The following is a 20,537-nucleotide window of genomic DNA, read 5'->3' on the forward strand; positions in this document are numbered from 1 at the left end:
CAGCTTCGACTTGAATTGCGAGCTTGACTGTGCTGGGCATGCCCAGGTCGACACCCCGAGAATTTTCTCAAGTTGTGGATTCCACAGAGGCCTGCGAATGGGTCGAAATCGAAACTGCGCCTACCGGCAATCGCGGCTTGATTGCCGTTTCGATGAAAGACATGATGCTCCGCAATCCATACTCTGAAAAGATGATATATTGAGATGCGAAGTATCTATAATCGAGATGGAGGAATACAGCATGTTAGACGGGGTTTCCTTAGATCAACTAAGAACCTTCATCACGGCGGTCGACGAAGGGAGCTTTTCAGCAGCGGCCCGCAAGTTAAATCGAGTGCAATCTGCCGTGAGCGGCTGGGTTAGCAGCCTTGAAGGCCAAATCGGTGTCGTTCTATTTGACCGGACGGGCCGATTTCCCAAGCTGACGCCAGAGGGCACGGTCTTGCTGGCAGATGCTCGCAACATTGTGGCCGGAGTGGACGCGCTTAAGGCACGAGCAAAAATGATGAGCGGAGGGCTTGAGGCGGAACTCTCTGTTGTCATTGATGTTTTCTTCCCGACCGCTGTAGTCAGCGCGGCAGTAAAGGCCTTTTCCGAGCGTTTCCCGTTCACACCGTTGCGGCTTTTTGTCGAGGGCTTGGGAGCGGGCTATCAGCCAGTGTTGGATGGCCGTTGCAGCTTAGGTATATTGGCAGCTCTTCCCGTCTCATTTCCCTCGCTGCTTAGTGTACGTCTGGGCGAAGTACCGCTCGTGGTGGTCGCGTCAGCCAAGCATCCGCTTGCTCAATTTGACAAGGAAATCCCGAAGAGTGAGCTGAGCAAGTATGTTCAGTTGGTGCTGACTGACCGTTCTGATTTGATGGGCGGGAAAGACTATGGCGTGATGTCACCCGTAACGTGGAGACTTGCCGACCTATCGACGAAGTATGCGTTTCTCAAAGATTGCGTGGGCTGGGGAAGTATGCCGCTCCACATGGTCGAACACGATATCGATGTTGGGGAGCTAGTTGTGCTCGAGGTGGAGGGGATGCCTCGTTCCGGCTACCCTTTGTCCATGTCGGCCGTTCATCAGGCAGCCTCTCCGCCAGGGCCTGCCGGCAGCTGGTTTATTGACCAATTAAGGGGCTGGGCGGCAAAGTCTTAATGTTTCGCTGGGTCAATCAGCAAATGCCCCAATGCCAACCCTGTTCGCCCCCTTGTTCAATTTCATCAGCGCTTTCATCAGAAGTAAACTGCCAAGCTTCATGGTCCGCTTCGGGCCGAAGCTAGCCGATTTCGCAGATTGCGCATCGGCCATGGTAGACGGGCAGACCTTCATCAAGCGTTCCTTTCACTCCTTCTGTAGGCACGCAGCAAGGTCTTGTCGGGCGCCTTCAGCCCGCCGGCTTCTTCTTTCCCTTCAATAAACTGCCCGCCGCATTTTCCTCGAAGCGCCCCGCCTCTTCTATATAGCCATGCACGGTGCCGTCGTGGCGCCAGCCGCCCTGGCGCTTGATGGCCTGGAAATCGGCGCCTGCCCGGTGCGCGCTGGTGGCCATGCCGCGGCGCAGGCTGTGGCTCGATAGTTCCGGCACGTAATCGAGCGCCGCCAACCCGGCGCAGCTTGCCAAGATCGTATTGATGCTGCTCGCGTGTAATTCTTTCATGCTCACGTGGCCCCACTGATTGACGGGGCGCAAGAGCGGTCCTGTGCGGATATGCGCGGCGGCCAGCCAGGCGCGCAGGGCCGTGGCTGGGCAGCAAACGCCGTCGCCAAACGGGATCGCCTTGACGATGCCCTCCCCCAATTGGTCCGTTTTCGAGCGGGGCAAGGTGATCACCATGCCCTGCGGTTCCCAGCTCACGTCTTCCAGCATCAATCCCACCAATTCGCTGCGGCGAAACCCTCCAAAAAAGCCTAGTTGCAGCAGCGCGCTGTCGCGCAGGGCCTTGACGCTGCCCAGCGCGGCCAGTTTGGCGACAATTACTTCCAAATCTTCCAAAGGCAAAGCCTTGGCCTTCTTCTTCGGCTTGCCATGCAGGCGGGCGATGCCGGCCAGGGTCTTGCGCACGGTGGGCGTGGACGCGGGGTCGGCAAAGCCCTGGTACACATGCCATTGCGACAGAGCCGTCAAACGCAGGGCCAGGGTGCGCGCGTTCAGGCTATCCGCATAGGCCAGCAGGTAGCGGATGACGGTGGACTCGTCCGCAGGCAGCGCCCCGCCCCAGCCCTGGAAGTGGCGGATGGCAGAACGGTAGGTGCGGCGCGTATTTTCGGACGTGGCGGCCGCAATAAAAGCCTGGTGGCGCGCGGCAAGCTCGGCATCGATCAGGGTGCCGCGTAATGGCGCAGCGGCGACGGCGACGCTTTTCGGTACGACAACACGGCGTTTCGGGAGGGGTAAATCAGGCATGGCGGCAGCGAAATCGTGGTTTTGTACTGTGAGGTACGCAGAATAGCATGCAAAACACCCCCATAACACGTGATAAGCAATCTTATCGCAACTTATATTTCTAAAAAATATGCAAAATTTCTATCGTAATATAATGCCATATTACGTATCATGTAATACGTTACTAAATTTCGCTCATAGGTGGTTTTATGGCCCGCACCGGCATTTTGTACTCTGATGTTATGAAAGCAGCTCAAATCGTCGCTGCCGATGGGCGCAATCCCACGGTCGACAGCGTGCGCGAAGCACTGGGCAGCACGGGCAGCAAGAGCACCATCGCGCCCCTGCTGAAACGTTGGAAGGAAGAGTTCCAGGGCGCGGGCGCCGTGAAAACGGAGGCAGGCTTGCCGGCCGAACTGATGGAAGCAATGCGCGGCGTCTATGACAAGCAGCAGCGCGACGTGGCGCACCAGCTGGAAACGGGCATGCAGCAAAACCGCGCCGAACTCGATGCGGCGCTGGAAAAGCTGAAGAAGACGGAAAACGAAGGACTGAAACTGACGGAGGCGCGCGCCGCCCTCACCCAGGAGTTGCGCGCCACCCAGCATGCGCTTGCACAACTGAAGGAAGAACACCATTTTCGCGCTGTCACCCTGGCCACCTTGCACAGCGATAACGCGGGCCTGACGCAGCGCCTGGCCGACCGCAGCGAAGAAATCGCCGCCCTCAACCGCCAGCTGGCGCAAGTGCGCTCGCAGTTCGACCATTACCAGGAAGCGGCAGCCGCACAACGCAGCGAGGAACGGGCGGAGGCACAGCAACGGATCAGCCGGCTGGAACAGGACAACGCGCAGCTGCAACAGCGCCTGCAAGGCCAGCAAGCGGCCCTGGTGCAGCAAGACATGCGCCTGGCGCAACTGCAGGCGGAACACGCGCATTTATCCAGCGTAGCGACCGCCGACCGCGAAGCGCTGGCCAGCGTGCGTCCCGAGCGCGACCAGTTCGAATTTCAATACTTGCAGGCGGCCGCGTCCGCCGACGCCTTGCTGGCCAAGCTCGACACGGCCTTGCTGGCGCTGAATGACGCCAAGGTCGCGCTCGCCGCGCAAGACCGGCAGCTCGACATGCTGGCGGAAAATACACAGGCATCGCAGCAGAAGATAGAAAGCCTGGCGCAGGAGCGCGATGGTTTGTTGCGCGACAATGCCGGCATGGCGGCCAGGCTGGCCCTGCTCATGGATAGCAAGGAGAAACGTGATGGTTGAACCGGTTTGCGTGGCATGGGATATTGACGGTGCCAGCCAGGTCGGGCCTGGCCAGCGAACAATGACTGAAAGCGCTGCCAGGCGGCGTGCTGCGTGCAGGCGAAGCGCAGTGTTCACTTTGCGCCACGTCCAATCTGAAGCTAATCTGACGCGTCACTCTCGCTTTCGGATACAAGTGGCAGCCCCGTATTGGCCAGCAACTGCTACAGGCGGCGGTTCAGCACGCTGTCGATATCGTGGCTAGGCAGTTCAAGGTCGACCTTGCCGTCTTGCAGCCAGTAGCCGTCACCTCCCCGTTGCAGCGCATCCATGTCGAGCGTGCCCAGCGCTGGCGGGATGACGCCCGTGAGCATCGCTGCCACGTCATCCCACGCCGCATAGAAAAGTTTCAAATACCAGCCGTCGTCATGGGCAAAGGCGAGAAAGCGGCTGCGCAGGGACGGCAGCGGCGTGAGGGCGCCGCGATGGTCGAGCATCGCGGCCACGTCCGCCTCAAGGGAAGCAGGCGGCTTGCCCTGGCAATCCCTGTGCCAATCGGCCCAGGCATGGCTGCCGCAGGCGTACAGGTCTTCGTGCGCCATGGCCGGCAGTTGCTGCCGCGCCAAGGTCTGGTAGCGGCCAGGTTTCCTGGCCGTCCCGGCGCTGCCCGTGCGCAGCACGATGCCGTCCGCCTTGCCGAGGGCGGGGATAAAGTCTTTGAACTCGATGCCCGAAGCAACCAGCATGCGTTCGGCCGGCTCGTGCCAGATATACAGATAATGTCTCAAGTAGAAGTCCGTTTTGGTTTTGGCGCCGTATTTGCGGCCACCGCGGCGCGTATCAGCGCCTTGAACGCCGCAGTGTCGAGGTGCCCGCCTTCGTGTATGTCGATGGCGCGGCGCGTGTTGCCGTCCAGGCTGGCATTGAACAGGCGGGCCGGATCGGGCAAGGCGGCGCCCTTGGCGAAGGTGAGCTTGACAGCCAGTTGATAGGTTTCGCCCGTGCAAATCATGCCCGCGTGCGACCAGACGGGCACGCCGCGCCATTTGACTTCTTCGACCACGTCCGGGTCCGCCTCGTGGATCAGTGCGCGCACGCTGGCCAGGGTCTTCCCGCGCCAGTCCGCCAGCGAGGCGATCTTCGCGTCGATCAGACTGGCGGCGGGCCCTGCGTTCGCGGCGTCATCGTCGGGCGGCTTGCCCGCTGCTGCCTTTTTCATGGCTGGTATCTCCTTCAATGCGCGTACGCCTTAAGTGCCGTACAGGCCATGCAACTGACCAGGGAGGCAAGGAACTGGTCGCGCAAGGCCTGGTATCGCCCATCCGTCGAAAAGTCACGCAGATCGGCAGGCTGGTTCTGTATGCAGGCGGTGGCGACCGTGCGGCTGGCGGCGTGCAGCAGCCAATACAGACTGATGATACCCGGTGCCTGCGCGATACTGGCGCTATGCAATCCTGGCACTTCCACGCCATCGCGCGCGTCCGTTTCCAGAGGCAGCTGCTGCGGCGGCTTGCCCGTGGCGGCCATTTCCTGCATCTGCGCCGCGACGGTCTCGCGGTCGGCGGCAAACTGGCCTTCGGCGCTGCGTTCGATCTTCAGGTTCGCGAAAAGCAAGCTGCTCTTGCGCCTTGACCTTGAACTCGCTGCGATTGATGCATTGTGCCAATGACGCCAAAGGATCTGCCTTGCGGCCTTGCGCCTGGACGCCCGGGGCGGCAAGCAAGGCGGGGATGGCAAGCACATGGCGGCGGTGCATGAAAGGCATCCATCATGGAGTCCAGGTGCCGCGAGCATAACTGTGCATATTACCAGAAGGCAAATGTTTAGTTGTCATCCTCTAAGTACCCACGGGGATAGCTTCTTAATATGAACTTCACCTTGCCCGCGTAGCATTCAAACTGGCAAGGCTCTCATTGTGCAGCGCCTGCCATTTCCCGGCAAAACCATGAATGACATCGCTTTAACCTTGTGCCACGGCACCGCCGTGGCGCCACATCGCGCCAGCGGGCACCGCCTGAAAGCGGCGCTGGGCGCCCTTTTCTTCCCCCGCCAGCGCACACGCTGGCAAGCCTTCCTGGGCAGCATGCCCGGCTTGAACTCTCTGGCGCAGCTGCATCCGTGCTTGCGCTTCAAGATTTACCGCCCTTATGCCTCGCGCCAGCTTGCTTGCGCAGATCGCCTGGCCTTGCTGGAAGGGCACTATCGCTTCCTGTGGCAGGCAGGCGCGCGCACGCTGGTCGAGCGCGCCGCGCGCCTGCCCGTGGTGCTGGCCGCGTTCGAAGGCAAGGATGGGGCGCTGTACCGCTTGCAGTTGACGGCCATCCACGACAGCTACCGCGAAGGCGAACTGTGCCTGCGCTTGACACGCGACGGCCAGCCCCTGTACCTGGCCAGTTTTTTGTTCCTGCCGCGCGCCGATGGCGTGTCCTTGCAGCTGGGGGCGCTGCAAGGCTTGCGCTCCGAGGCGGGCAAGCTGGCTGTCAAGGACGCCACGCGGGCCTTGCACGGTTGCCGTCCGAAAAACCTGATGGTGACGGCCTTGCGCGATTTCGGCGATTTTTTTGCTTGCAATAACCTGTTTTTGATCTGCAATGACAACCGCATCGCCCTGAATGCGCGCCGGCGCCGCCATATCGCCGCCGACTATGACCTGGCGTGGCAGGAATTGCACGCCTTGCGCATGCGCGACGGTAATTATCACTTGCCTTGCGCGCCCTACCGGGTGCCCGACATGGCCGAGGTGCCGTCCAAGAAACGCGCCGATGCGCGCCGGCGTGGCGAATTGTTGTTCGGCATGGCCGCCGACATGCGCGCGCAGCTAGCGGCCATGATCACCGCGCCATCTTGCCAAAACGGCCATCTTGTCAATGAAACTGTTATGCTGTACTCCCATCAATCACATACCTGACGGAATCGACGATGCTCCCACGCTTACGCACCCTGCTGCTACCCATGCTGTCCCTGTCCAGCGCCGCCACCCTGGCCGCCCCCGCCCTCGATGCCGCCGTGCGTGAACGGGCAGAAGCATTGGTGCGTGACGGCAAGCATGCGAGCCTGGTCATCGCCGTGATCGACGGCAAGGACAGCGCCGTGTACGGCTTCGGCCGCGCGCGGCCCGGCGACAAAGGCGTGCCCGATGCGGATACCGTGTATGAAATCGGCTCCGTGACGAAAACCATGACGGGCTTGCTGCTGGCCGACGCCATCGTGGCAGGCAAGGCGCAGCTGGAACAGCCGGTGGCCGAACTGCTACCAGCCTACGCCATCCCCGCGCTGGCGAGCCAAAAAATTACTGTAGGCCAACTGGCCACTCACTTTTCCGGCTTGCCCCGCCTGCCCGCCAATCTGGCGCCGGCGGACATGCGCAATCCCTACGGCGACTATGCCGAAGGCCAGTTGCGCACTTTTTTGGCCGGCCATGCGCTGGCGCGCGCGCCGGGCGCCGCGTATGAATACTCGAACCTGGCGTATGGCTTGCTGGGCACGGCATTGGCCACGCAAGCCAATATGTCTTACGAAGAACTGCTGCAAGCGCGTATTTTCCGTCCGCTGGGCATGGCCAGCAGCTCGGCAGTGACGACGCCCGCCCTGCGCGTGCGTCTGGCGCCGGGCCACCTTGCCGACGGCAAGCCGGCCGAGAACTGGGACTTCCAGGCCATCGCAGGGGCTGGCGCCGTGCGTTCCAGCGCCCGCGATATGATTGCCTACATGCAATCGTACATGCGGGCGACCAGTCCCGCGCAGCAACTGGCCGTGCAGCCGCGCCGGGTACTGGCCGGCGAAGGCGATGGCGATGGCGTGAAAAAGATCGGCCTGGCGTGGATGCTCGACCAGGTCAAGGGCCAGCCTTTTGCCTGGCATAACGGGCAGACGGGCGGCTATGCCAGCTTTGCCGGCTACACCCTGGATGGCAAGCGGGGCGTCGTGGTGCTGAGCAGCACGGCACGCGACGTCGATGGGCTGGGTGTGGGCGTGCTGCTACCCGGCAACCTGCCGCCGCCAAATGCCCCGGCGCGGAAGGAAATCGCCGTCGCCCCCGCCGAACTGGCCCAATATGCGGGCCAGTATGCGCTGGCGCCCACGTTTGTCCTCAGCGTGCGCCAGGGTCCGGACGGTTTGCTGGTGGGCGCCACGGGCCAGCCCGAAGCCCCCGTGTACGCCAGCGCGAAAGACACCTTCTTTTACAAGGTGGTCGAAGCGCAACTGGTATTCCAGCGCGATGCCCAGGGCGCCATCACGGGCGTCGTCCTGCACCAGAATGGCCAGGCGATGCCGGGCAAGCGAAAACCCTGAATATTGCCAAATCAGAAAAAGTGGCATAAAACTCAGGCGGCCTTCATGTTGGCGCCGTATCCTTCCCAGCGCATGCCAGCCACCTTATCCAGGCGCTGGCCTGTATTCGGCCCACCCTGGACAAGGTTCCCATGACACCCACTTTCGCCCTTCTCCCCCTTTGCCTCATCGGCAGCAGCGCCCTGGCCGCCCCCACCCTCGACGACGCCGTACGCCAGCGCGCGGAAGAACTCACGCGCACGGGCATGCACGCCAGCATTGTCATCGCCGTGATCGAGGGCAAGCACAGTGCCGTGTACGGCTTTGGCAGCGTACATGCCGGCAAGAACATCAAACCGGGCGCCGACACCGTCTACCAGATCGGCTCCGTCACCAAGACCATGACGGCCTTGCTGCTGGCTGATGCCGTCGTCGAAGGCAAAGTGAAACTCGACGAGCCGGTAGCGGCATTATTGCCCGGATATACGGTGCCTGCGTTCGAGGGCAAGACGATCAGCCTGCTCGACCTGGCCACGCATTACTCCGCGCTGCCACGCCTGCCCGACAACTTCGCGCCGAAAGACCCCGCCAATCCGTATGCAGATTACACGGACGCCAAACAGCGGCAGTTTCTCGCCGCCTACCATCTGCCGCGCGCCCCCGGCAGCGCCTTTGACTATTCGAATATAGGCTATGCCGTGCTGGGCACAGCCCTGGCTACGCAGGCGGGCAGCAGTTATGAAGCGCTGCTGCAGTCGCGCATCGCCGTGCCCTTGGGCATGCGCTCGACCTCGAACACGCCCACCCACGGGATGCTGGCGCGCCTGGCGCCCGGCCACCAGCTGTCGGGCGAACCGACGCCGGCCTGGGACTTGAACGTGGTGGCGCCGGCCGGCGGCGTGTATTCGAGCGCGCGCGACATGGTTGCCTATCTGCAAGCCTACATGTTCAAGCCGCTGCGTCCGTATGCGCTGGCGATCAAGCCGCAGCGTCCGCTGGCGCCGGACAGCGACACAAAAATCGGACTGGCCTGGCTGCTGGAGCAGCAACAGGGACAAAGCTACGCCTGGCACAGCGGGCAGACAGGCGGCTACACCAGCTATGCGGCATTTACCACGGATGGCAAGCGGGGGGTAGTAGTGCTGACGAACACGGCGCGCACCGTCGACGCCCTGGGCTTGTCCGCCTTGCTGCCTGGCACGCCCTTGCCACCCCTGAAAAAGCCGCTAGCCGCCATCGAGCTGCCGCGCGCAGCGTTGGCTGAATACGTGGCCGACTATGTGCTCGAGCATTCCCCTGAGGAACATTTCACCTTGACGGTGAGTCAGGGCAAGCATGGGCTGGAAGCGGCCGGCACGGGCGTCGGCTCGGCGCCCCTGTTTGCCAGCGCAAAAGACCAGTTTTTCTTCCGCGCCATCGAGGCGGAGCTGACCTTTACGCGCGACGCCACGGGCAAGATCGTCAGCGCCGTGCTCAAGCAAGGCGGGCAGGACGTGGTCTTGGCGCGCAAACAGTAAAACTCAAGCTGCCGGGTCTTGCATGAATTGCTCGACCCGTTCAACAAACGCCGCCTTGCTGCGCGTGCGCCATTCCCCAAGGAACACCTCGCTGCCCTTGACGGCTTTGCCGTGGCGGTCATAGTCCACCTTGCCCATTTCCAGCACGAATTCACCGTCTGGATCGTCTTCCGGCTCGAAGTGCGAATTGAAGCAGTAGCCGCTATCGCGACTATGGCCCCACAGCAGCAGCGCGCTGCTGAACCACTGCATGGTGTCCGGGCCCGGTTCCACCTCGAACAGGGTATTGACGGTGATGTGCCAGCCACCGGGCACGCGCAGCGGCTGTAGCGGATAAGGGAAGTTTGCCTGTTTCATGTGGACGATGGCGCGCGGCGCGCCCGGTAAAAAGTGAGGAATTCTGCAGCCGGCAGCGCTTTGGCAAACAGCCAGCCCTGGCCGAATTCGACTTTGCGTTCCAGCAAATAATCGGCTTGCTGCTGCGTTTCTATGCCTTCGGCCACGATCAGCATGTTCAAGGTGCGGGCCATGGCGATGATGTGCGGCGTGACGCTGCTGGTGGCGGCGTCCGTGCCGATGGTGTCGACGAAGGATTTGTCGATTTTCAGGGCGTCGAGCGGCAGGTTTTGCAAGCTCGACAGGCTGGAGTATCCCGTACCGAAGTCGTCGATGGCCACGGCGTGGCCGCGTGCTCTCGCCTTGTCGATGGTGGCGCGGGCCGCTTCCACGTTGATGAAGCCCCGTTCCGTTGCTTCCAGCCAGATCTGCTGCGCCTCGATGCCTGTGCCGTCCAGCGCACGCTCGAGCACGTCGAGCACCCTGCCCGTTTCGATATCGCTGGCGCACAGGTTGATGGCGATGTGCAGATCGCGGTCGGCCAGCAGCGCGGCGCGCATGTCGGCGATGACGCATGCGATGACCTGGTCGGTGATGGGCAGTATCAGCTCGCTTTCTTCGGCAACGGGGATGAACAGGTCAGGCCTTATCATGCTGCCATCGGGACGGCGCCAGCGTATCAGCGCTTCGGCGCCCACGCACACGCCCGTGTCGAGCGCGATGATGGGTTGATAGTGGACAAAGAATTCGCGCCGCTCGATGGCGATCTTCAGTTCTCCCATCAGCGACAAACGGCGGCGCGACAGCCACACGACGATGCCGACGATGAAGGCGGCCATCAGCAGGCCCAGCGGCAAAAGCAGCAGCTGTTCGCGCCGCAGCCTGTCGTTCAGCTTGCTGCGCGGCTCGATCATGACGGCCGTCAAGCCGTCGCGGTACAGCATGGCATGGATGCTGCCGTCCTCGGTGGCGCCGCCCGCCCCTGGCTGGCCGGCGAGCAAGGCTTGCACCAGCGCGGGATCGGGATGGTGCAAGGTGTCGAGCACGCCACCCTTGCCGATGGCCACGGCCATCTGGATATCGCTGTCGACGATGACGTCGGAAAAGCGCACGGGATCGATCAGCACCTTATAGAGGGTCGGCCGGGATTGTGGTTTTTTTCGCGAAAAGCTAACTAAGCTATTGATTACATGGAAAGAAATAGTAAATCGACACAATTCTCTATCCCCCGTGGATACAATAGCCTCCCATTGATGTTTTTTTATAAACGGATAGACTTCTATGTCGTGGGTCCTGTGGTCTATCCAATCTACATGTGCGCCGACAGCATTTTGAGCACTCCCGCTGTGCTACTTAATCAACTCCTGCCCTTGCGCCAAGCCGGCTGTCACTCCAATGATTGCTCTTGCAGGCGTAGACGCTGATAGATGGCTATCTTGTGCCCGGACAGAGGAGCACGCTCTACGTCCTCATGCCAGTCAATCATGGATACTTCTTCCGATGTCACATCGTTTGTCCAAAGAAGATCAGCCAGTTCAGTGGCATCAGAGTGCGATAAACGAAGGCCGCTTTCGCAGTCCGCAACTAATGCATCATCGACAAGATAGATTCTCGCTCTCACAAAAGTCCTTTTAAGAAAACGCCAAGTGATCCGCACCCAACTTTTGTTTCGAAGGTCCTTATCATATGATGGCATTATGGTAGTACAGCTCGGCCTCAACGGCTTTTCGTGTCTGGGCTATAAGGGTTTGCATTTCAGTCGTCGATCAGCGCCTGAATGATTGGGCACCATTCGTCCCGTTCCTCGTTGTCGCACCGAGCAACCATGCCTGTGAGAGCGATTTTCATCGCCTGCAGATCGGCCAATTTGGACTCCACCATGGCAAGCTTCCTGGCAGCCAGATCGCGCGTGCCGATGCAGGCCAGCGAACCTTCCAGTTTGAGCAAGCTCGTAATTTCATCGAGCGTGAAGCCAAGTAGCTGCGCGCGCTTGATGAACCGAATCCGACGGATGTCTTCTTCTCCATAGGTCCGGTAGCCTCCGTGCGGCCGCGCCGGTTCGTCGATTAGCCCGCTACGCTGGTAAAACCGGATTGTTTCCACGTTCACGCCGGCGGCGCTGGCCAAACGGCCGATGGTCATTTTCTCGATCATGCACTTGACTCCGTATCTATGTACGGAGTTTATCCTATTCTCGTGTAAAACCAATTGGAATCACTATGACGATCGGAACGAAAGGCACTCTGGCCGCTGGGGTATTGGCGGCGCTTGGCGCATCCGCATGCTGCGCCGGCCCGCTCGTCCTGCTGATGCTTGGCGTCGGCGGTGGTTGGGCGTCGCGCCTTATCGCATTTGAGCTGTACAGTCCTTATTTCACCGGCCTGACGCTGCTGCTTCTCGGCCTGGCCTTCTACAATCTCTATGTGCGTCGACGCGCTTGCGCGCCGGGTGACGCGTGCGCTGCAGATCGAGTCATCAGGAACCAACGCATCCTGTACTGGCTCGTTACGTTGCCAGTGATACTGCTGCTGGCATTTCCCTTGTATGCCCCGCTGTTCTATTGAAAGGATATTCTATGCGCATCCCCACCTTCATTTTCTCGCTGCTACTGGCTGGATCGGTTTTCGCCAGTTCGCCGAAAACCGTCACCCTCCATGTCCAGAATATGACTTGTCCGGCATGCCCGATCACCGTCAAAAAAGCGCTGGAGCAGGTTCCAGGTGTGAATGATGTGAAGATCGATTTCGAGCACAAGACCGCAACGGTGCATCTGGATGCGGACAAGGCCAATATCGCGCTGCTGACCAAGTCAACCACCGATGCGGGCTTCCCGTCCACGGTCGGGAAGTAACGCCATGGCCGAGGCAATTCTCACATCGACCCTGTCCTGCCCGCACTGCGGACTAAGCAAGCAGGAAGTCATGCCTACCGATGCGTGCCAGTTCTATTATGAATGTACGGGCTGCGCCATCGTGTTGAGGCCGAAGGCCGGCGACTGTTGCGTCTTCTGTTCATACGGCACAGTGAAATGTCCGCCAATCCAACTGCAGCGTGGGTGCTGCGGCTAACCAGCCGCTGAATGGACTGCTACTGATCGACATAAACACGCAAAAACAATTAATTTGACTCAAAAACGATTACAAAACGGTCATTTTCTCAAAAAACGATTATATAATTGTCATTCTGGCATTTCTCATAGGCGGATGCTCAGTGGGTCTGTCTTTGAGGTTGCTGGGGTGGCTGCGATCTTGTCGAGGTAGGCCCGCAAGTGCTCGTCGATTTGCTCCTGGGCCTGAACCTTGGCGTTGGCCTGCGCGAGCATGAACTCCAGCTCGCTGATCTGCGCCTTCAGCGGCGCCATACCGTTGTTGGCGTCCCTCAGCTGTTCAGCCAGCAATTCCGACTCGGCAATTTTTCTGGCAAGTCGGCGCTCGGTATCGAGGGTCGGCCGGGATTCCTGTAAAAATTCCCAAAATTTGATCTAAGTTTCTGTTTTTAAAGAATATTAATTCTGATTTTTGTTGCAATATCTCTTCATTTAGACTGGCGGCCGGCTGTCCAGACCAATCTCTACCTCTACTCTGAGGCGGGTGGTCGGTCCAGTGAATGCAGATAACCCCGCAATTCCTCACTGATGCCTTGGCTCGCTTCGGCTCTAGCGTTAGCTTGGACCAAGGACAATTCGAGTTCACGGAATCGGGTTTTCAGTCCCCCCATCTCCATGCCCAATTCTGCCACCTGTCCCAGCAATACCTCATTCTCAGTCACTTTGGCGGCAAGTTGTCGTTCCAGGTCTTTGGCGTGCTGCTGCCCCGCATGAAGCTGCTCGATCTTTTGATCTTGCCGGCGGCCGAGCGCTTGTTGCTCGTAAAGCGCCTGTTTGTAGTGTGACAGCTCGGCAACCAACTTAGCGCCTTCCTGGTTCAATCGAGTCGCTTCTTCCTGTTTGAGCACCACGGCTTGTTGCTGTTGCCGTAGCTCTGCTTGCAGTTGCTGTATCTGCTGTTCATGGCGCCGCTGGTCCTGATCGCGCTGTTCCTTGACTGACTGACGATAGTGCTCCAGGGAGTCGCGCGCATGGGCATGCTTTTCCTCCAGCGACCGCCGGTGCGCCTCATTTTCGACCAGGCGCTCTTGCAAATCGGCCACCTGCTGCTGCGTTGTGTGGCGCAAGATGGTCTCATTTTGCAGACTGGAACGAGTTTGGGTATGCGTCCGTATTTCCTCGATGCCGTCATCCCTGGCCTGGCGCAATTGCTGTTGTAGCGCCGCCAGTTCTTTCTCATAGTTGTTCACGGCCGCGGCATGGTCGCGCTCCTGCTCGGCGTTCCGAGACTCGATAGCCGAGGTCCGTTCGTCGGCTTCTTCATGCAGTCGCGCGGCCAGTCGAACCACAATATCATGCAAGGCATCGCTGATCGGCGCCTTGCGCCCGTCGCCAGAGCCTTCTTCCGTCTCCAGTTCTTTCAGATATTTGTGGATGGTGGTCTTGGACCCCGTGTTGCCTAAGGCAACGCGGACAGCGTCGACCGAGGGGTAGCGCCCTTGGGCCAGCAACGCATCGCGCGCTTTTTTGATATCAGATTGATACAGTCCGGCGCGGGCCATGGCGTCTCCACGAAATAAGATGATGGATTACATACCATGTAATTACATACCATTTTTCGAGAAATTCAAGCTCAAATTTTCCTTGAAATTGAAGCAGGATAATATAAGGTTATCCTGTGTCAGACCTGCTTTCGTGCCATTTTGGCCGCGTGTGTTGTACATTTGCCGATAGCGCCAGACATAATTGGTTACGCCGCTCGCTACGATCTACACGCCGGCGTTACCCGCCCGCTTTTTCTCCCTTGTCATGCCATGTCTAATATCGACCTCTTTCTGCAGGCCGCCACGCGCGAGAACACGCGAAAAAGCTATCAAAGCGCGATCCGCGACTTTGAAGTGGAATGGGGTGGTTTTTTGCCGGCGACGTCCGATAGCGTGGCACGCTACCTGGCCGATCGTGCCGGCAAACATGTCGTCAACACCCTGCGTCAGCGATTGGCCGCATTAGCTCAGTGGCATCTCGACCAAGGCTTTCCAGACCCAACCAAAGCTCCGGTAGTACGCCAGGTCTTGCGCGGTATCCAGACGCTGCATCCAGCCGAGGAAAAGCGGGCAAAACCATTTCTGATCGATCAACTCATGCTGGTCGAGCACTGGTTGACGGCCAACGTCGACGCCGCGCAATCCCAGGGAGAAATGGGCACCGAGCTGCGGTACCGCCGCAACAAAGCGTTGTTTCTGCTTGGTTTCTGGCGCGGGTTTCGCGGCGACGAGTTGACGCGCCTGCAAATTGAGCATGTTCACATCACGCAAGGTGAAGGGATGACTTGCTTCTTGCCGCGCACCAAAGGTGATCGCCAGTTCAAGGGCGGCAACTTCAAGGTGCCGTTGCTATCGCGCCTGTGCCCGGTCAGCGCTTATGAGGAATGGATCGCTGCGGCGAGATTGACGGCTGGACCGGTGTTTCGTGCCATTGATCGCTGGGGCAACATCAGCGATAACGGACTAAACATCGATAGCCTGGTACCGCTCCTGCGTAATATCCTGCAGGAAGCCGGCGTTGATGCGCCTGAGTTGTACAGCGCTCACTCGCTGCGGCGCGGCTTTGCCAGCTGGGCAACAGCCAATGGATGGGATCTCAAAACGCTAATGGAGCACGTGGGCTGGAAAAACGCCCAGTCCGCCATCCGCTACATCGACAGTGAAGATCCCTTTAACCGGCACCGCATCGAGCAAAATCTGCGTCCTCCTGAGAGCAAGTGATCGCACATCTGCGGCTGTACCGAAGGCGCGTATCCACTGAGCACCTTATGCAGGGCCGATTCGAATGAAGTGATGGGTTTGGTAAAGGCCATCAGCCTGAGCCTCGATCTGATGCGTAAACCTGCCGCCCACGACCGATACTGCTCAGTCAGTTCGGCTATCCGCACCGAGTTATTGCCCATATGGGGGGTATCTCAGAAAACGAAAAATTAAGCACGTGAAGCCCTGGCTTGCTCAGATGGCTGACTGTTCGGCACTTACAACATGGCAATTGCAATTGCCCAACCCTTGCAAAATGCCGCATGCCTGCACAGGGCGAGCACCTGAACACTGTTCGCGCAGAACAAGCAGGTATTGCCTCAACTGCAACAACGCTTCCACACGTACTTCCACTTGCTGGATATGGGTGTCCAGTAGCACATTAACCTCGCCACAATCCTGCGTTGGGTTGTCTCTCAGACCTAACAACGCCCGAATCTCGCTCAACGTCATGTCGAGCGAGCGGCAATGACGAATGAATTGCAAGCGCTCAATGTGAGCATCGCCGTACAGCCGGAAGTTACCACCGCTTCGCGCCGGCTTCGGCAGCAGCCCTTCCTTTTCGTAGTAGCGGATGGTCACAGCCACGCACCCAGAGCGCTTGGCGAGATCGCCAATTCTGATTTCCATGCCTCAATCTCCATTTATTACTTGACTCTATAGTGACTATAGGGATTTTAATTGAGATTGTATAGAACATTTGAAGGAGTTATCCATGAGCGAATGCGCTTCAAAGGGGTGTGGCTGCACAACTGAGCCGATCATCCAACCCACGACACAAGTCCCGCAGACAACCGAATCGGCTCAAGCGGTGTATCGCATCGAGAACATGGATTGCCCCACGGAAGAGGCGTTGATTCGAGGCAAGCTGGGCGGGCTGCCCGGCGTAGTCGGACTCGACTTCAACTTGATGCAGCGCACTTTAGCCGTGCGGCACGAATTGCCCTCGCTATCTTCCGTTGAGCAAGCGCTGACGGCCATCGGTATGCAAGCCGTGCGCATGGATCAGGCATCGACCGAAAAAAAGACCAAGCTGTCCATCGCCAAGATGGATTGCCCGACCGAAGAAGCGTTGATCCGCAACAAGCTCGGCACCGTGGCTGGGGTTGCCGATCTCGATTTCAACCTGATGCAGCGCACGCTGTCGGTACGCCATGCTGACCAAGCTCTACCTGACGTGCTCGCGGCTCTGCAAACGCTTGGATTTGAGGCGCAGGTGATGGACACGACCGAGGCCGCACCATCCACTTCTCCTTTGACCGCGCCAACCAACTGGTGGCCGCTGGGCATCTCGTTGGTAACTGCATCGGCGGCCGAGGCGGTCTACTGGTTCCACAATGGCAATCATTGGTCGGTCGTCGCTTTGGCCCTGGTCGCAGTCTTCACGGGCGGCCTCTCCACCTACAAGAAGGGTTGGATTGCGCTCAAGAACCGTAACCTCAACATGAACGCTCTGATGTCGATTGCCGTCACGGGTGCCATGTTGATCGGTCACTGGCCCGAAGCGGCTATGGTGATGGTGCTCTTCGCGCTGGCCGAAGTGATCGAAGCCAAGTCATTGGATCGCGCCCGCAACGCAATCCGTGGCCTGCTCGACCTGACCCCGGAACTGGCCACGGTGCAACAGATTGACGGTACATGGAGGGAGGTGAGTGCAAAGCAAATTGCCATTGAAAGCCGCGTCCGGGTCAAGCCGGGTGAGCGCATCGCCCTTGATGGTGAGGTGCTGGAAGGCCGCTCTGCCGTAAACCAAGCCCCGATCACGGGTGAAAGCCTCCCGGTCGAAAAGGCCCCCGGTGATTCGGTGTTCGCTGGCACCATAAACGAATCCGGTTCATTCGAGTACCGCGTCACCGCTGTAGCCAGCCACTCCACACTAGCCCGCATCATTCACGCGGTTGAGGCTGCTCAGGGGAGCCGTGCACCAACCCAACGTTTTGTCGATCAGTTCGCCCGCTGGTACACACCCATTGTGTTTGGCGTTGCCATCGCCGTTGCGTTGTTGCCGCCGCTGTTCATGGGTGCGGCATGGCTCGACTGGATCTACCGTGCATTGGTTCTGTTGGTGGTCGCCTGCCCATGCGCACTAGTAATCTCTACACCGGTCAGCATTGTCAGCGGCTTGGCCGCTGCCGCCCGCCACGGCATTCTCATCAAGGGCGGCGTCTATCTGGAAGAAGGCCGCAAGCTGCGCTGGCTGGCTTTGGACAAGACCGGCACGATCACACACGGCAAGCCCGCACAGACCGATTTCGTCGCATGGGGCAATACACTCGCCTTGGACAGCCGCAGCATCGCTGCCAGTCTGGCTGCCCGCTCCGACCATCCTGTATCCAAAGCGGTGGCACAGGCCGCGCAGACTGATGCAGTTGCCCTATTCGACGTAGCCGAGTTCAGCGCGTTGCCCGGTCGGGGTGTGCAAGGTAAAATCAACGGGGAGACCTACCATCTTGGCAACCACCGGATGCTCGAAGAGCTGGGACAGAGCACTCCAGAGCTGGGACAGCGCATCGCTGCGCTGGAAACCGCGGGCAAGACCGTCGTGATGTTGGTAGGCGCAAAGGAGGTACATGCCTTATTCGCCGTAGCGGACACCATCAAGGACAGCAGCAGGAACGCCATTGCAGAGCTGCATGCACTGGGCATCAAAACCATGATGCTGACCGGCGATAACCCCCATACGGCACAGGCCATTGCCGCACAAGCCGGAATCGACCGTGCGCAAGGCAACCTGCTCCCAGACGACAAACTGCGCGAAGTTGAGAAACTTGCCAGAAACGGCAAGGTTGGCATGGTCGGTGATGGCATCAATGATGCCCCGGCCTTGGCACGAGCGGACATCGGCTTTGCAATGGGGGCTGCTGGCACGGATACCGCAATCGAGACCGCCGATGTGGCTCTGATGGACGACAACCTGCGCAAGATTCCGACGTTCGTGCGCCTGTCGCGTGCGACGGCGCAGGTGCTGATGCAAAACATTGTACTGGCCCTTGGCATCAAGGCAGTGTTTCTGGTGCTTACCTTCACGGGTCACGCGACCATGTGGATGGCTGTGTTTGCTGATATGGGGGCTAGCTTGCTCGTCGTTGGCAATGGCCTGAGGCTGTTGCGCAGATGAGCTGGAAATTCTTTCTCTATGACTGGGGTGGCCTGAACATCGCGTTGTTTCAAGCCATCAACACGGGTACACCAGCCACGCTGGGGCAGCTAGCGTGGTTCTTCAGCCTCGTGGGGAGTTACTGGACAGCGCCGCTGATGATGCTGGGTTTGTGGCGGTGGTCGAAGTTGGCCATCAACCCGGCGCGTGGCGCGGTCGTTCTGCGCCGCCTTATTGGATTTAGCGCGGCCGTCTTGCTGGCTTTCCTGGTCACCACCGTCTTGAAGCTATGGCTTGACTTTCCACGCCCGCCTGCCGTTCTCGGCGACCTGGTACGCGTCATCGGTGAGATTGAGCAGCACTACAGCCTGCCCAGCGGGCATGCTACCTATGGCGCGCTGGTGGGCGGCGCGCTCTGGCCTTTGATGGGCCGTCGTGGCCACATCGGTTTAATGCTGTACGCCATGCTGGTCGGCTGGTCGCGCATCGCAGCCGGAATGCACTTTCCAGCCGATGTGCTGGCGGGGTGGGTATTAGGATTAAGTTGCTCGGCGCTCACCGGGCGGCTGACCCTGCTGGCTGCCCCTGTGTGGCAATTGCCTCGCCGCACATCGACTTGGATCTGGTTTGCAATGGCCGCCAGCGCTGTCATGACCGATCAGCTCGCGAAGTTCGCCATCACCCGCACGTTTGCCTACGGTGAGCAGGTCGAAGTCACCACCTTCTTCAACTTTGTCCATGTTCTGAATCCCGGCGCGGCATTCAGCTTCTTGGCGAATGCCGGCGGCTGGCAACGTTACTTCTTCATCACGCTGGGTCTGGCCGTTTCTGTTTGGCTGGGACGCATGCTGTGCCAGCAACGGCCACGGCTTGAAGCGGCGGGCTACAGCCTGATTCTTGGTGGTGCGCTTGGCAATGTCGCGGATCGCGTGTTGCGTGGACAGGTTGTTGATTTCCTCGACTTCCATTGGCGGCTCGCGCACTGGCCCGCCTTCAATGTCGCCGATGTGGCAATTTCTGCCGGAGCCGTCTGCTTGCTTTTGGTAGTTGTAATCCAAAGAGGTGTAACCGCAGAAGGCGAATTGTCCGGTTGAGCTATACCCTGCGGCCGGAACTGGATGCAATGCTGGCTCACCAGAACCGTCTGCTCAAGATTGCCCGCGAGGGCGGCCAGATGACGCCTGCCGACCTGGCTAAGTTATCGAGGGCATGGCCACCGTCACCGACGAAATCATCGACCTGCACGACCGCATTATGGGCAAGCTGTTTAATGCTGCCCAGAACAAGCATCAGCAGCAGTTCCAGGCGTCCAGCATGGCGATCAATGCCAAGGCGCGCCTGTGCGGACGCATCGGCCAGGTGCTGGTTGACGCCAAACAGTCGGGCCGCGACCCATTCGCCGCCATTGAGGCCGTCATGTCCTGGGATGCCTTCGTCGATCAGTCCTTCCTCGGTCGGGCAATCCATATTTTCGATGTGATATGTCGCGCGACTTTGGTCTGCAAGCGAGGAGGTCATCATTGACGTCGATGATGTCACCGCACAACCGCAACTTGTTGATTCGTTTTTGTCTTCAAAGAACTCCTTTATTCATGTTTCCCTAGTGTACTGAGTTGGAAATTCGTTGATGATTAAATGTGTTGAAATCGCATGGAGACAAGGAACAAAGCACAGCTAGGCCGGGGCCTGGCGCGCATTTGTGACGCAGTATCGGAGCGATTCTCGGCATATTTATTCAACGAATTTTTAACTCGGGACACTAGCGTTATTTTGCAGGGTTAGCGCTGATGACTGTTTCAGAGAGAATACCGGAAAAGCGTTACTCTCTAGGCTAGGCCAGTGTACGCCA

General features: G+C 59.3%; 22 protein-coding genes and 1 pseudogene. 12 read left to right on the forward strand and 11 right to left on the reverse strand.

Going from position 1 to position 20,537, the window contains the following annotated elements; translation table 11 throughout:
- The first annotated feature begins 241 nt into the window (after positions 1-241).
- Positions 242-1,144, forward strand: coding sequence for a LysR family transcriptional regulator (locus CLU92_RS06725; RefSeq protein WP_101484539.1), 903 nt, complete (start codon positions 242-244; stop codon positions 1,142-1,144).
- 12 nt (positions 1,145-1,156) lie between these two features.
- Here the strand turns inward: CLU92_RS06725 and CLU92_RS27705 are convergent, their stop codons facing one another.
- Positions 1,157-1,318 carry a hypothetical protein gene (locus CLU92_RS27705; RefSeq protein ID WP_180338449.1) on the reverse strand — a complete coding sequence of 54 codons (162 nt, stop codon included), beginning with the start codon at positions 1,316-1,318 and terminating at the stop codon, positions 1,157-1,159.
- Between the two features lie 55 nt (positions 1,319-1,373).
- Positions 1,374-2,393: a tyrosine-type recombinase/integrase gene (locus CLU92_RS06730; protein ID WP_101481267.1), complete on the reverse strand. Its 1,020-nt coding sequence runs from the start codon at positions 2,391-2,393 to the stop codon at positions 1,374-1,376.
- A 221-nt stretch (positions 2,394-2,614) separates the two neighbouring features.
- Here CLU92_RS06730 and CLU92_RS06735 point away from each other — a divergent pair, with 221 nt between their 5' ends.
- On the forward strand, positions 2,615-3,637 hold the full coding sequence (locus tag CLU92_RS06735) for a DNA-binding protein (RefSeq protein ID WP_257561003.1): 1,023 nt from the start codon (positions 2,615-2,617) through the stop codon (positions 3,635-3,637).
- Between the two features lie 203 nt (positions 3,638-3,840).
- On the opposite strand, the gene CLU92_RS06740 is transcribed toward CLU92_RS06735, so the two are convergent.
- From CLU92_RS06740 to CLU92_RS06750, 3 genes are read right to left on the reverse strand one after another with little or no spacing between them, the layout of a single operon-like run.
- On the reverse strand, positions 3,841-4,404 hold the full coding sequence (locus CLU92_RS06740) for a hypothetical protein (protein ID WP_101481269.1): 564 nt from the start codon (positions 4,402-4,404) through the stop codon (positions 3,841-3,843).
- Entirely contained in the window at positions 4,401-4,835 is a 435-nt protein-coding gene (locus CLU92_RS06745; RefSeq protein WP_101481270.1) for a DUF1801 domain-containing protein, read from the reverse strand. The genes CLU92_RS06740 and CLU92_RS06745 overlap by 4 nt, the downstream gene beginning before the upstream one ends.
- A gap of 14 nt (positions 4,836-4,849) precedes the next feature.
- Positions 4,850-5,230 (reverse strand): hypothetical protein, encoded by a 381-nt coding sequence (locus CLU92_RS06750; RefSeq protein WP_101481271.1) that lies wholly within the window; start codon positions 5,228-5,230, stop codon positions 4,850-4,852.
- A 331-nt stretch (positions 5,231-5,561) separates the two neighbouring features.
- Between CLU92_RS06750 and CLU92_RS06755 the strand changes: the two genes are divergently transcribed.
- From CLU92_RS06755 to CLU92_RS06765, 3 genes are all read left to right on the forward strand, one after another.
- Positions 5,562-6,524 carry a DUF535 family protein gene (locus tag CLU92_RS06755; RefSeq protein ID WP_143452555.1) on the forward strand — a complete coding sequence of 321 codons (963 nt, stop codon included), beginning with the start codon at positions 5,562-5,564 and terminating at the stop codon, positions 6,522-6,524.
- An 11-nt stretch (positions 6,525-6,535) separates the two neighbouring features.
- Positions 6,536-7,909: a serine hydrolase gene (locus tag CLU92_RS06760; protein WP_101481273.1), complete on the forward strand. Its 1,374-nt coding sequence runs from the start codon at positions 6,536-6,538 to the stop codon at positions 7,907-7,909.
- A 131-nt stretch (positions 7,910-8,040) separates the two neighbouring features.
- The gene (locus tag CLU92_RS06765) at positions 8,041-9,405 is read left to right on the forward strand and encodes a serine hydrolase (RefSeq protein WP_101481274.1); all 1,365 of its coding nucleotides are present in this window, start codon (positions 8,041-8,043) and stop codon (positions 9,403-9,405) included.
- A gap of 3 nt (positions 9,406-9,408) precedes the next feature.
- Here the strand turns inward: CLU92_RS06765 and CLU92_RS06770 are convergent, their stop codons facing one another.
- From CLU92_RS06770 to merR, 3 genes are all read right to left on the reverse strand, one after another.
- Positions 9,409-9,762, reverse strand: coding sequence for a hypothetical protein (locus CLU92_RS06770; RefSeq protein WP_101481275.1), 354 nt, complete (start codon positions 9,760-9,762; stop codon positions 9,409-9,411).
- Positions 9,759-10,868 carry an EAL domain-containing protein gene (locus tag CLU92_RS06775; RefSeq protein ID WP_257561004.1) on the reverse strand — a complete coding sequence of 370 codons (1,110 nt, stop codon included), beginning with the start codon at positions 10,866-10,868 and terminating at the stop codon, positions 9,759-9,761. The genes CLU92_RS06770 and CLU92_RS06775 overlap by 4 nt, the downstream gene beginning before the upstream one ends.
- Before the next feature lie 628 nt (positions 10,869-11,496).
- Positions 11,497-11,895 carry an Hg(II)-responsive transcriptional regulator gene (merR, locus tag CLU92_RS06780; protein ID WP_071080209.1) on the reverse strand — a complete coding sequence of 133 codons (399 nt, stop codon included), beginning with the start codon at positions 11,893-11,895 and terminating at the stop codon, positions 11,497-11,499.
- A 65-nt stretch (positions 11,896-11,960) separates the two neighbouring features.
- Here merR and CLU92_RS06785 point away from each other — a divergent pair, with 65 nt between their 5' ends.
- Genes CLU92_RS06785 through CLU92_RS28155 form a run of 3 tightly spaced genes read left to right on the forward strand, consistent with a single transcriptional unit; the run spans position 11,961 to position 12,809 of the window.
- Positions 11,961-12,305 carry a mercuric transporter MerT family protein gene (locus CLU92_RS06785; protein ID WP_101481276.1) on the forward strand — a complete coding sequence of 115 codons (345 nt, stop codon included), beginning with the start codon at positions 11,961-11,963 and terminating at the stop codon, positions 12,303-12,305.
- An 11-nt stretch (positions 12,306-12,316) separates the two neighbouring features.
- The gene (gene merP / locus CLU92_RS06790; protein ID WP_071080211.1) at positions 12,317-12,592 is read left to right on the forward strand and encodes a mercury resistance system periplasmic binding protein MerP; all 276 of its coding nucleotides are present in this window, start codon (positions 12,317-12,319) and stop codon (positions 12,590-12,592) included.
- Positions 12,593-12,596: 4 nt separating this feature from the next.
- Positions 12,597-12,809, forward strand: a complete 213-nt coding sequence (locus CLU92_RS28155) for a GDCCVxC domain-containing (seleno)protein (protein ID WP_081344990.1) — start codon at positions 12,597-12,599, stop codon at positions 12,807-12,809.
- Between the two features lie 125 nt (positions 12,810-12,934).
- Here the strand turns inward: CLU92_RS28155 and CLU92_RS06800 are convergent, their stop codons facing one another.
- Together CLU92_RS06800 and CLU92_RS06805 are read right to left on the reverse strand one after the other, a co-directional pair.
- On the reverse strand, positions 12,935-13,138 hold the full coding sequence (locus CLU92_RS06800; RefSeq protein ID WP_071080212.1) for a hypothetical protein: 204 nt from the start codon (positions 13,136-13,138) through the stop codon (positions 12,935-12,937).
- Positions 13,139-13,317: 179 nt separating this feature from the next.
- Entirely contained in the window at positions 13,318-14,349 is a 1,032-nt protein-coding gene (locus tag CLU92_RS06805; protein WP_071080213.1) for a DNA-binding protein, read from the reverse strand.
- A gap of 252 nt (positions 14,350-14,601) precedes the next feature.
- Between CLU92_RS06805 and CLU92_RS06810 the strand changes: the two genes are divergently transcribed.
- A complete protein-coding gene (locus CLU92_RS06810; RefSeq protein WP_071080214.1) occupies positions 14,602-15,552 on the forward strand; it encodes a site-specific integrase in 951 nt (316 codons plus the stop codon).
- 234 nt (positions 15,553-15,786) lie between these two features.
- Here the strand turns inward: CLU92_RS06810 and cadR are convergent, their stop codons facing one another.
- Positions 15,787-16,221 carry a Cd(II)/Pb(II)-responsive transcriptional regulator gene (gene cadR, locus CLU92_RS06815; protein WP_071080215.1) on the reverse strand — a complete coding sequence of 145 codons (435 nt, stop codon included), beginning with the start codon at positions 16,219-16,221 and terminating at the stop codon, positions 15,787-15,789.
- Between the two features lie 85 nt (positions 16,222-16,306).
- Here cadR and CLU92_RS06820 point away from each other — a divergent pair, with 85 nt between their 5' ends.
- From CLU92_RS06820 to CLU92_RS06830, 3 genes and pseudogenes are all read left to right on the forward strand, one after another.
- Positions 16,307-18,709, forward strand: coding sequence for a heavy metal translocating P-type ATPase (locus CLU92_RS06820; protein ID WP_071080216.1), 2,403 nt, complete (start codon positions 16,307-16,309; stop codon positions 18,707-18,709).
- Complete coding sequence (gene lspA / locus CLU92_RS06825; protein ID WP_071080217.1) at positions 18,706-19,782, forward strand: signal peptidase II; 1,077 nt, start codon at positions 18,706-18,708, stop codon at positions 19,780-19,782. The genes CLU92_RS06820 and lspA overlap by 4 nt, the downstream gene beginning before the upstream one ends.
- Positions 19,783-19,814: 32 nt before the next feature.
- Positions 19,815-20,128: pseudogene (locus CLU92_RS06830) on the forward strand (Tn3 family transposase); the annotation flags it as partial.
- Positions 20,129-20,537 lie beyond the last annotated feature (409 nt).

Origin of the sequence: Janthinobacterium sp. 61 (genome assembly GCF_002846335.1) — a bacterium.
In the GTDB taxonomy this organism is placed as follows: domain Bacteria; phylum Pseudomonadota; class Gammaproteobacteria; order Burkholderiales; family Burkholderiaceae_D; genus Janthinobacterium.

Excerpts from the sequence above, each read along its gene's own strand:
- CLU92_RS06805 (WP_071080213.1), bottom strand. The coding sequence starts at position 14,349 with ATGGCCCGCGCCGGACTGTATCAATCTGATATCAAAAAAGCGCGCGAT.
- CLU92_RS06820 (WP_071080216.1), top strand. The coding sequence starts at position 16,307 with ATGAGCGAATGCGCTTCAAAGGGGTGTGGCTGCACAACTGAGCCGATC.
- CLU92_RS06735 (WP_257561003.1), top strand. The coding sequence starts at position 2,615 with ATGAAAGCAGCTCAAATCGTCGCTGCCGATGGGCGCAATCCCACGGTC.
- merR (WP_071080209.1), bottom strand. The coding sequence starts at position 11,895 with ATGATCGAGAAAATGACCATCGGCCGTTTGGCCAGCGCCGCCGGCGTG.
- CLU92_RS06765 (WP_101481274.1), top strand. The coding sequence starts at position 8,041 with ATGACACCCACTTTCGCCCTTCTCCCCCTTTGCCTCATCGGCAGCAGC.
- CLU92_RS06760 (WP_101481273.1), top strand. The coding sequence starts at position 6,536 with ATGCTCCCACGCTTACGCACCCTGCTGCTACCCATGCTGTCCCTGTCC.
- merP (WP_071080211.1), top strand. The coding sequence starts at position 12,317 with ATGCGCATCCCCACCTTCATTTTCTCGCTGCTACTGGCTGGATCGGTT.
- CLU92_RS06725 (WP_101484539.1), top strand. The coding sequence starts at position 242 with ATGTTAGACGGGGTTTCCTTAGATCAACTAAGAACCTTCATCACGGCG.
- CLU92_RS27705 (WP_180338449.1), bottom strand. The coding sequence starts at position 1,318 with ATGAAGGTCTGCCCGTCTACCATGGCCGATGCGCAATCTGCGAAATCG.
- CLU92_RS28155 (WP_081344990.1), top strand. The coding sequence starts at position 12,597 with ATGGCCGAGGCAATTCTCACATCGACCCTGTCCTGCCCGCACTGCGGA.
- CLU92_RS06755 (WP_143452555.1), top strand. The coding sequence starts at position 5,562 with ATGAATGACATCGCTTTAACCTTGTGCCACGGCACCGCCGTGGCGCCA.
- cadR (WP_071080215.1), bottom strand. The coding sequence starts at position 16,221 with ATGGAAATCAGAATTGGCGATCTCGCCAAGCGCTCTGGGTGCGTGGCT.
- CLU92_RS06730 (WP_101481267.1), bottom strand. The coding sequence starts at position 2,393 with ATGCCTGATTTACCCCTCCCGAAACGCCGTGTTGTCGTACCGAAAAGC.
- CLU92_RS06810 (WP_071080214.1), top strand. The coding sequence starts at position 14,602 with ATGTCTAATATCGACCTCTTTCTGCAGGCCGCCACGCGCGAGAACACG.
- CLU92_RS06785 (WP_101481276.1), top strand. The coding sequence starts at position 11,961 with ATGACGATCGGAACGAAAGGCACTCTGGCCGCTGGGGTATTGGCGGCG.
- CLU92_RS06770 (WP_101481275.1), bottom strand. The coding sequence starts at position 9,762 with ATGAAACAGGCAAACTTCCCTTATCCGCTACAGCCGCTGCGCGTGCCC.
- lspA (WP_071080217.1), top strand. The coding sequence starts at position 18,706 with ATGAGCTGGAAATTCTTTCTCTATGACTGGGGTGGCCTGAACATCGCG.
- CLU92_RS06745 (WP_101481270.1), bottom strand. The coding sequence starts at position 4,835 with ATGAAAAAGGCAGCAGCGGGCAAGCCGCCCGACGATGACGCCGCGAAC.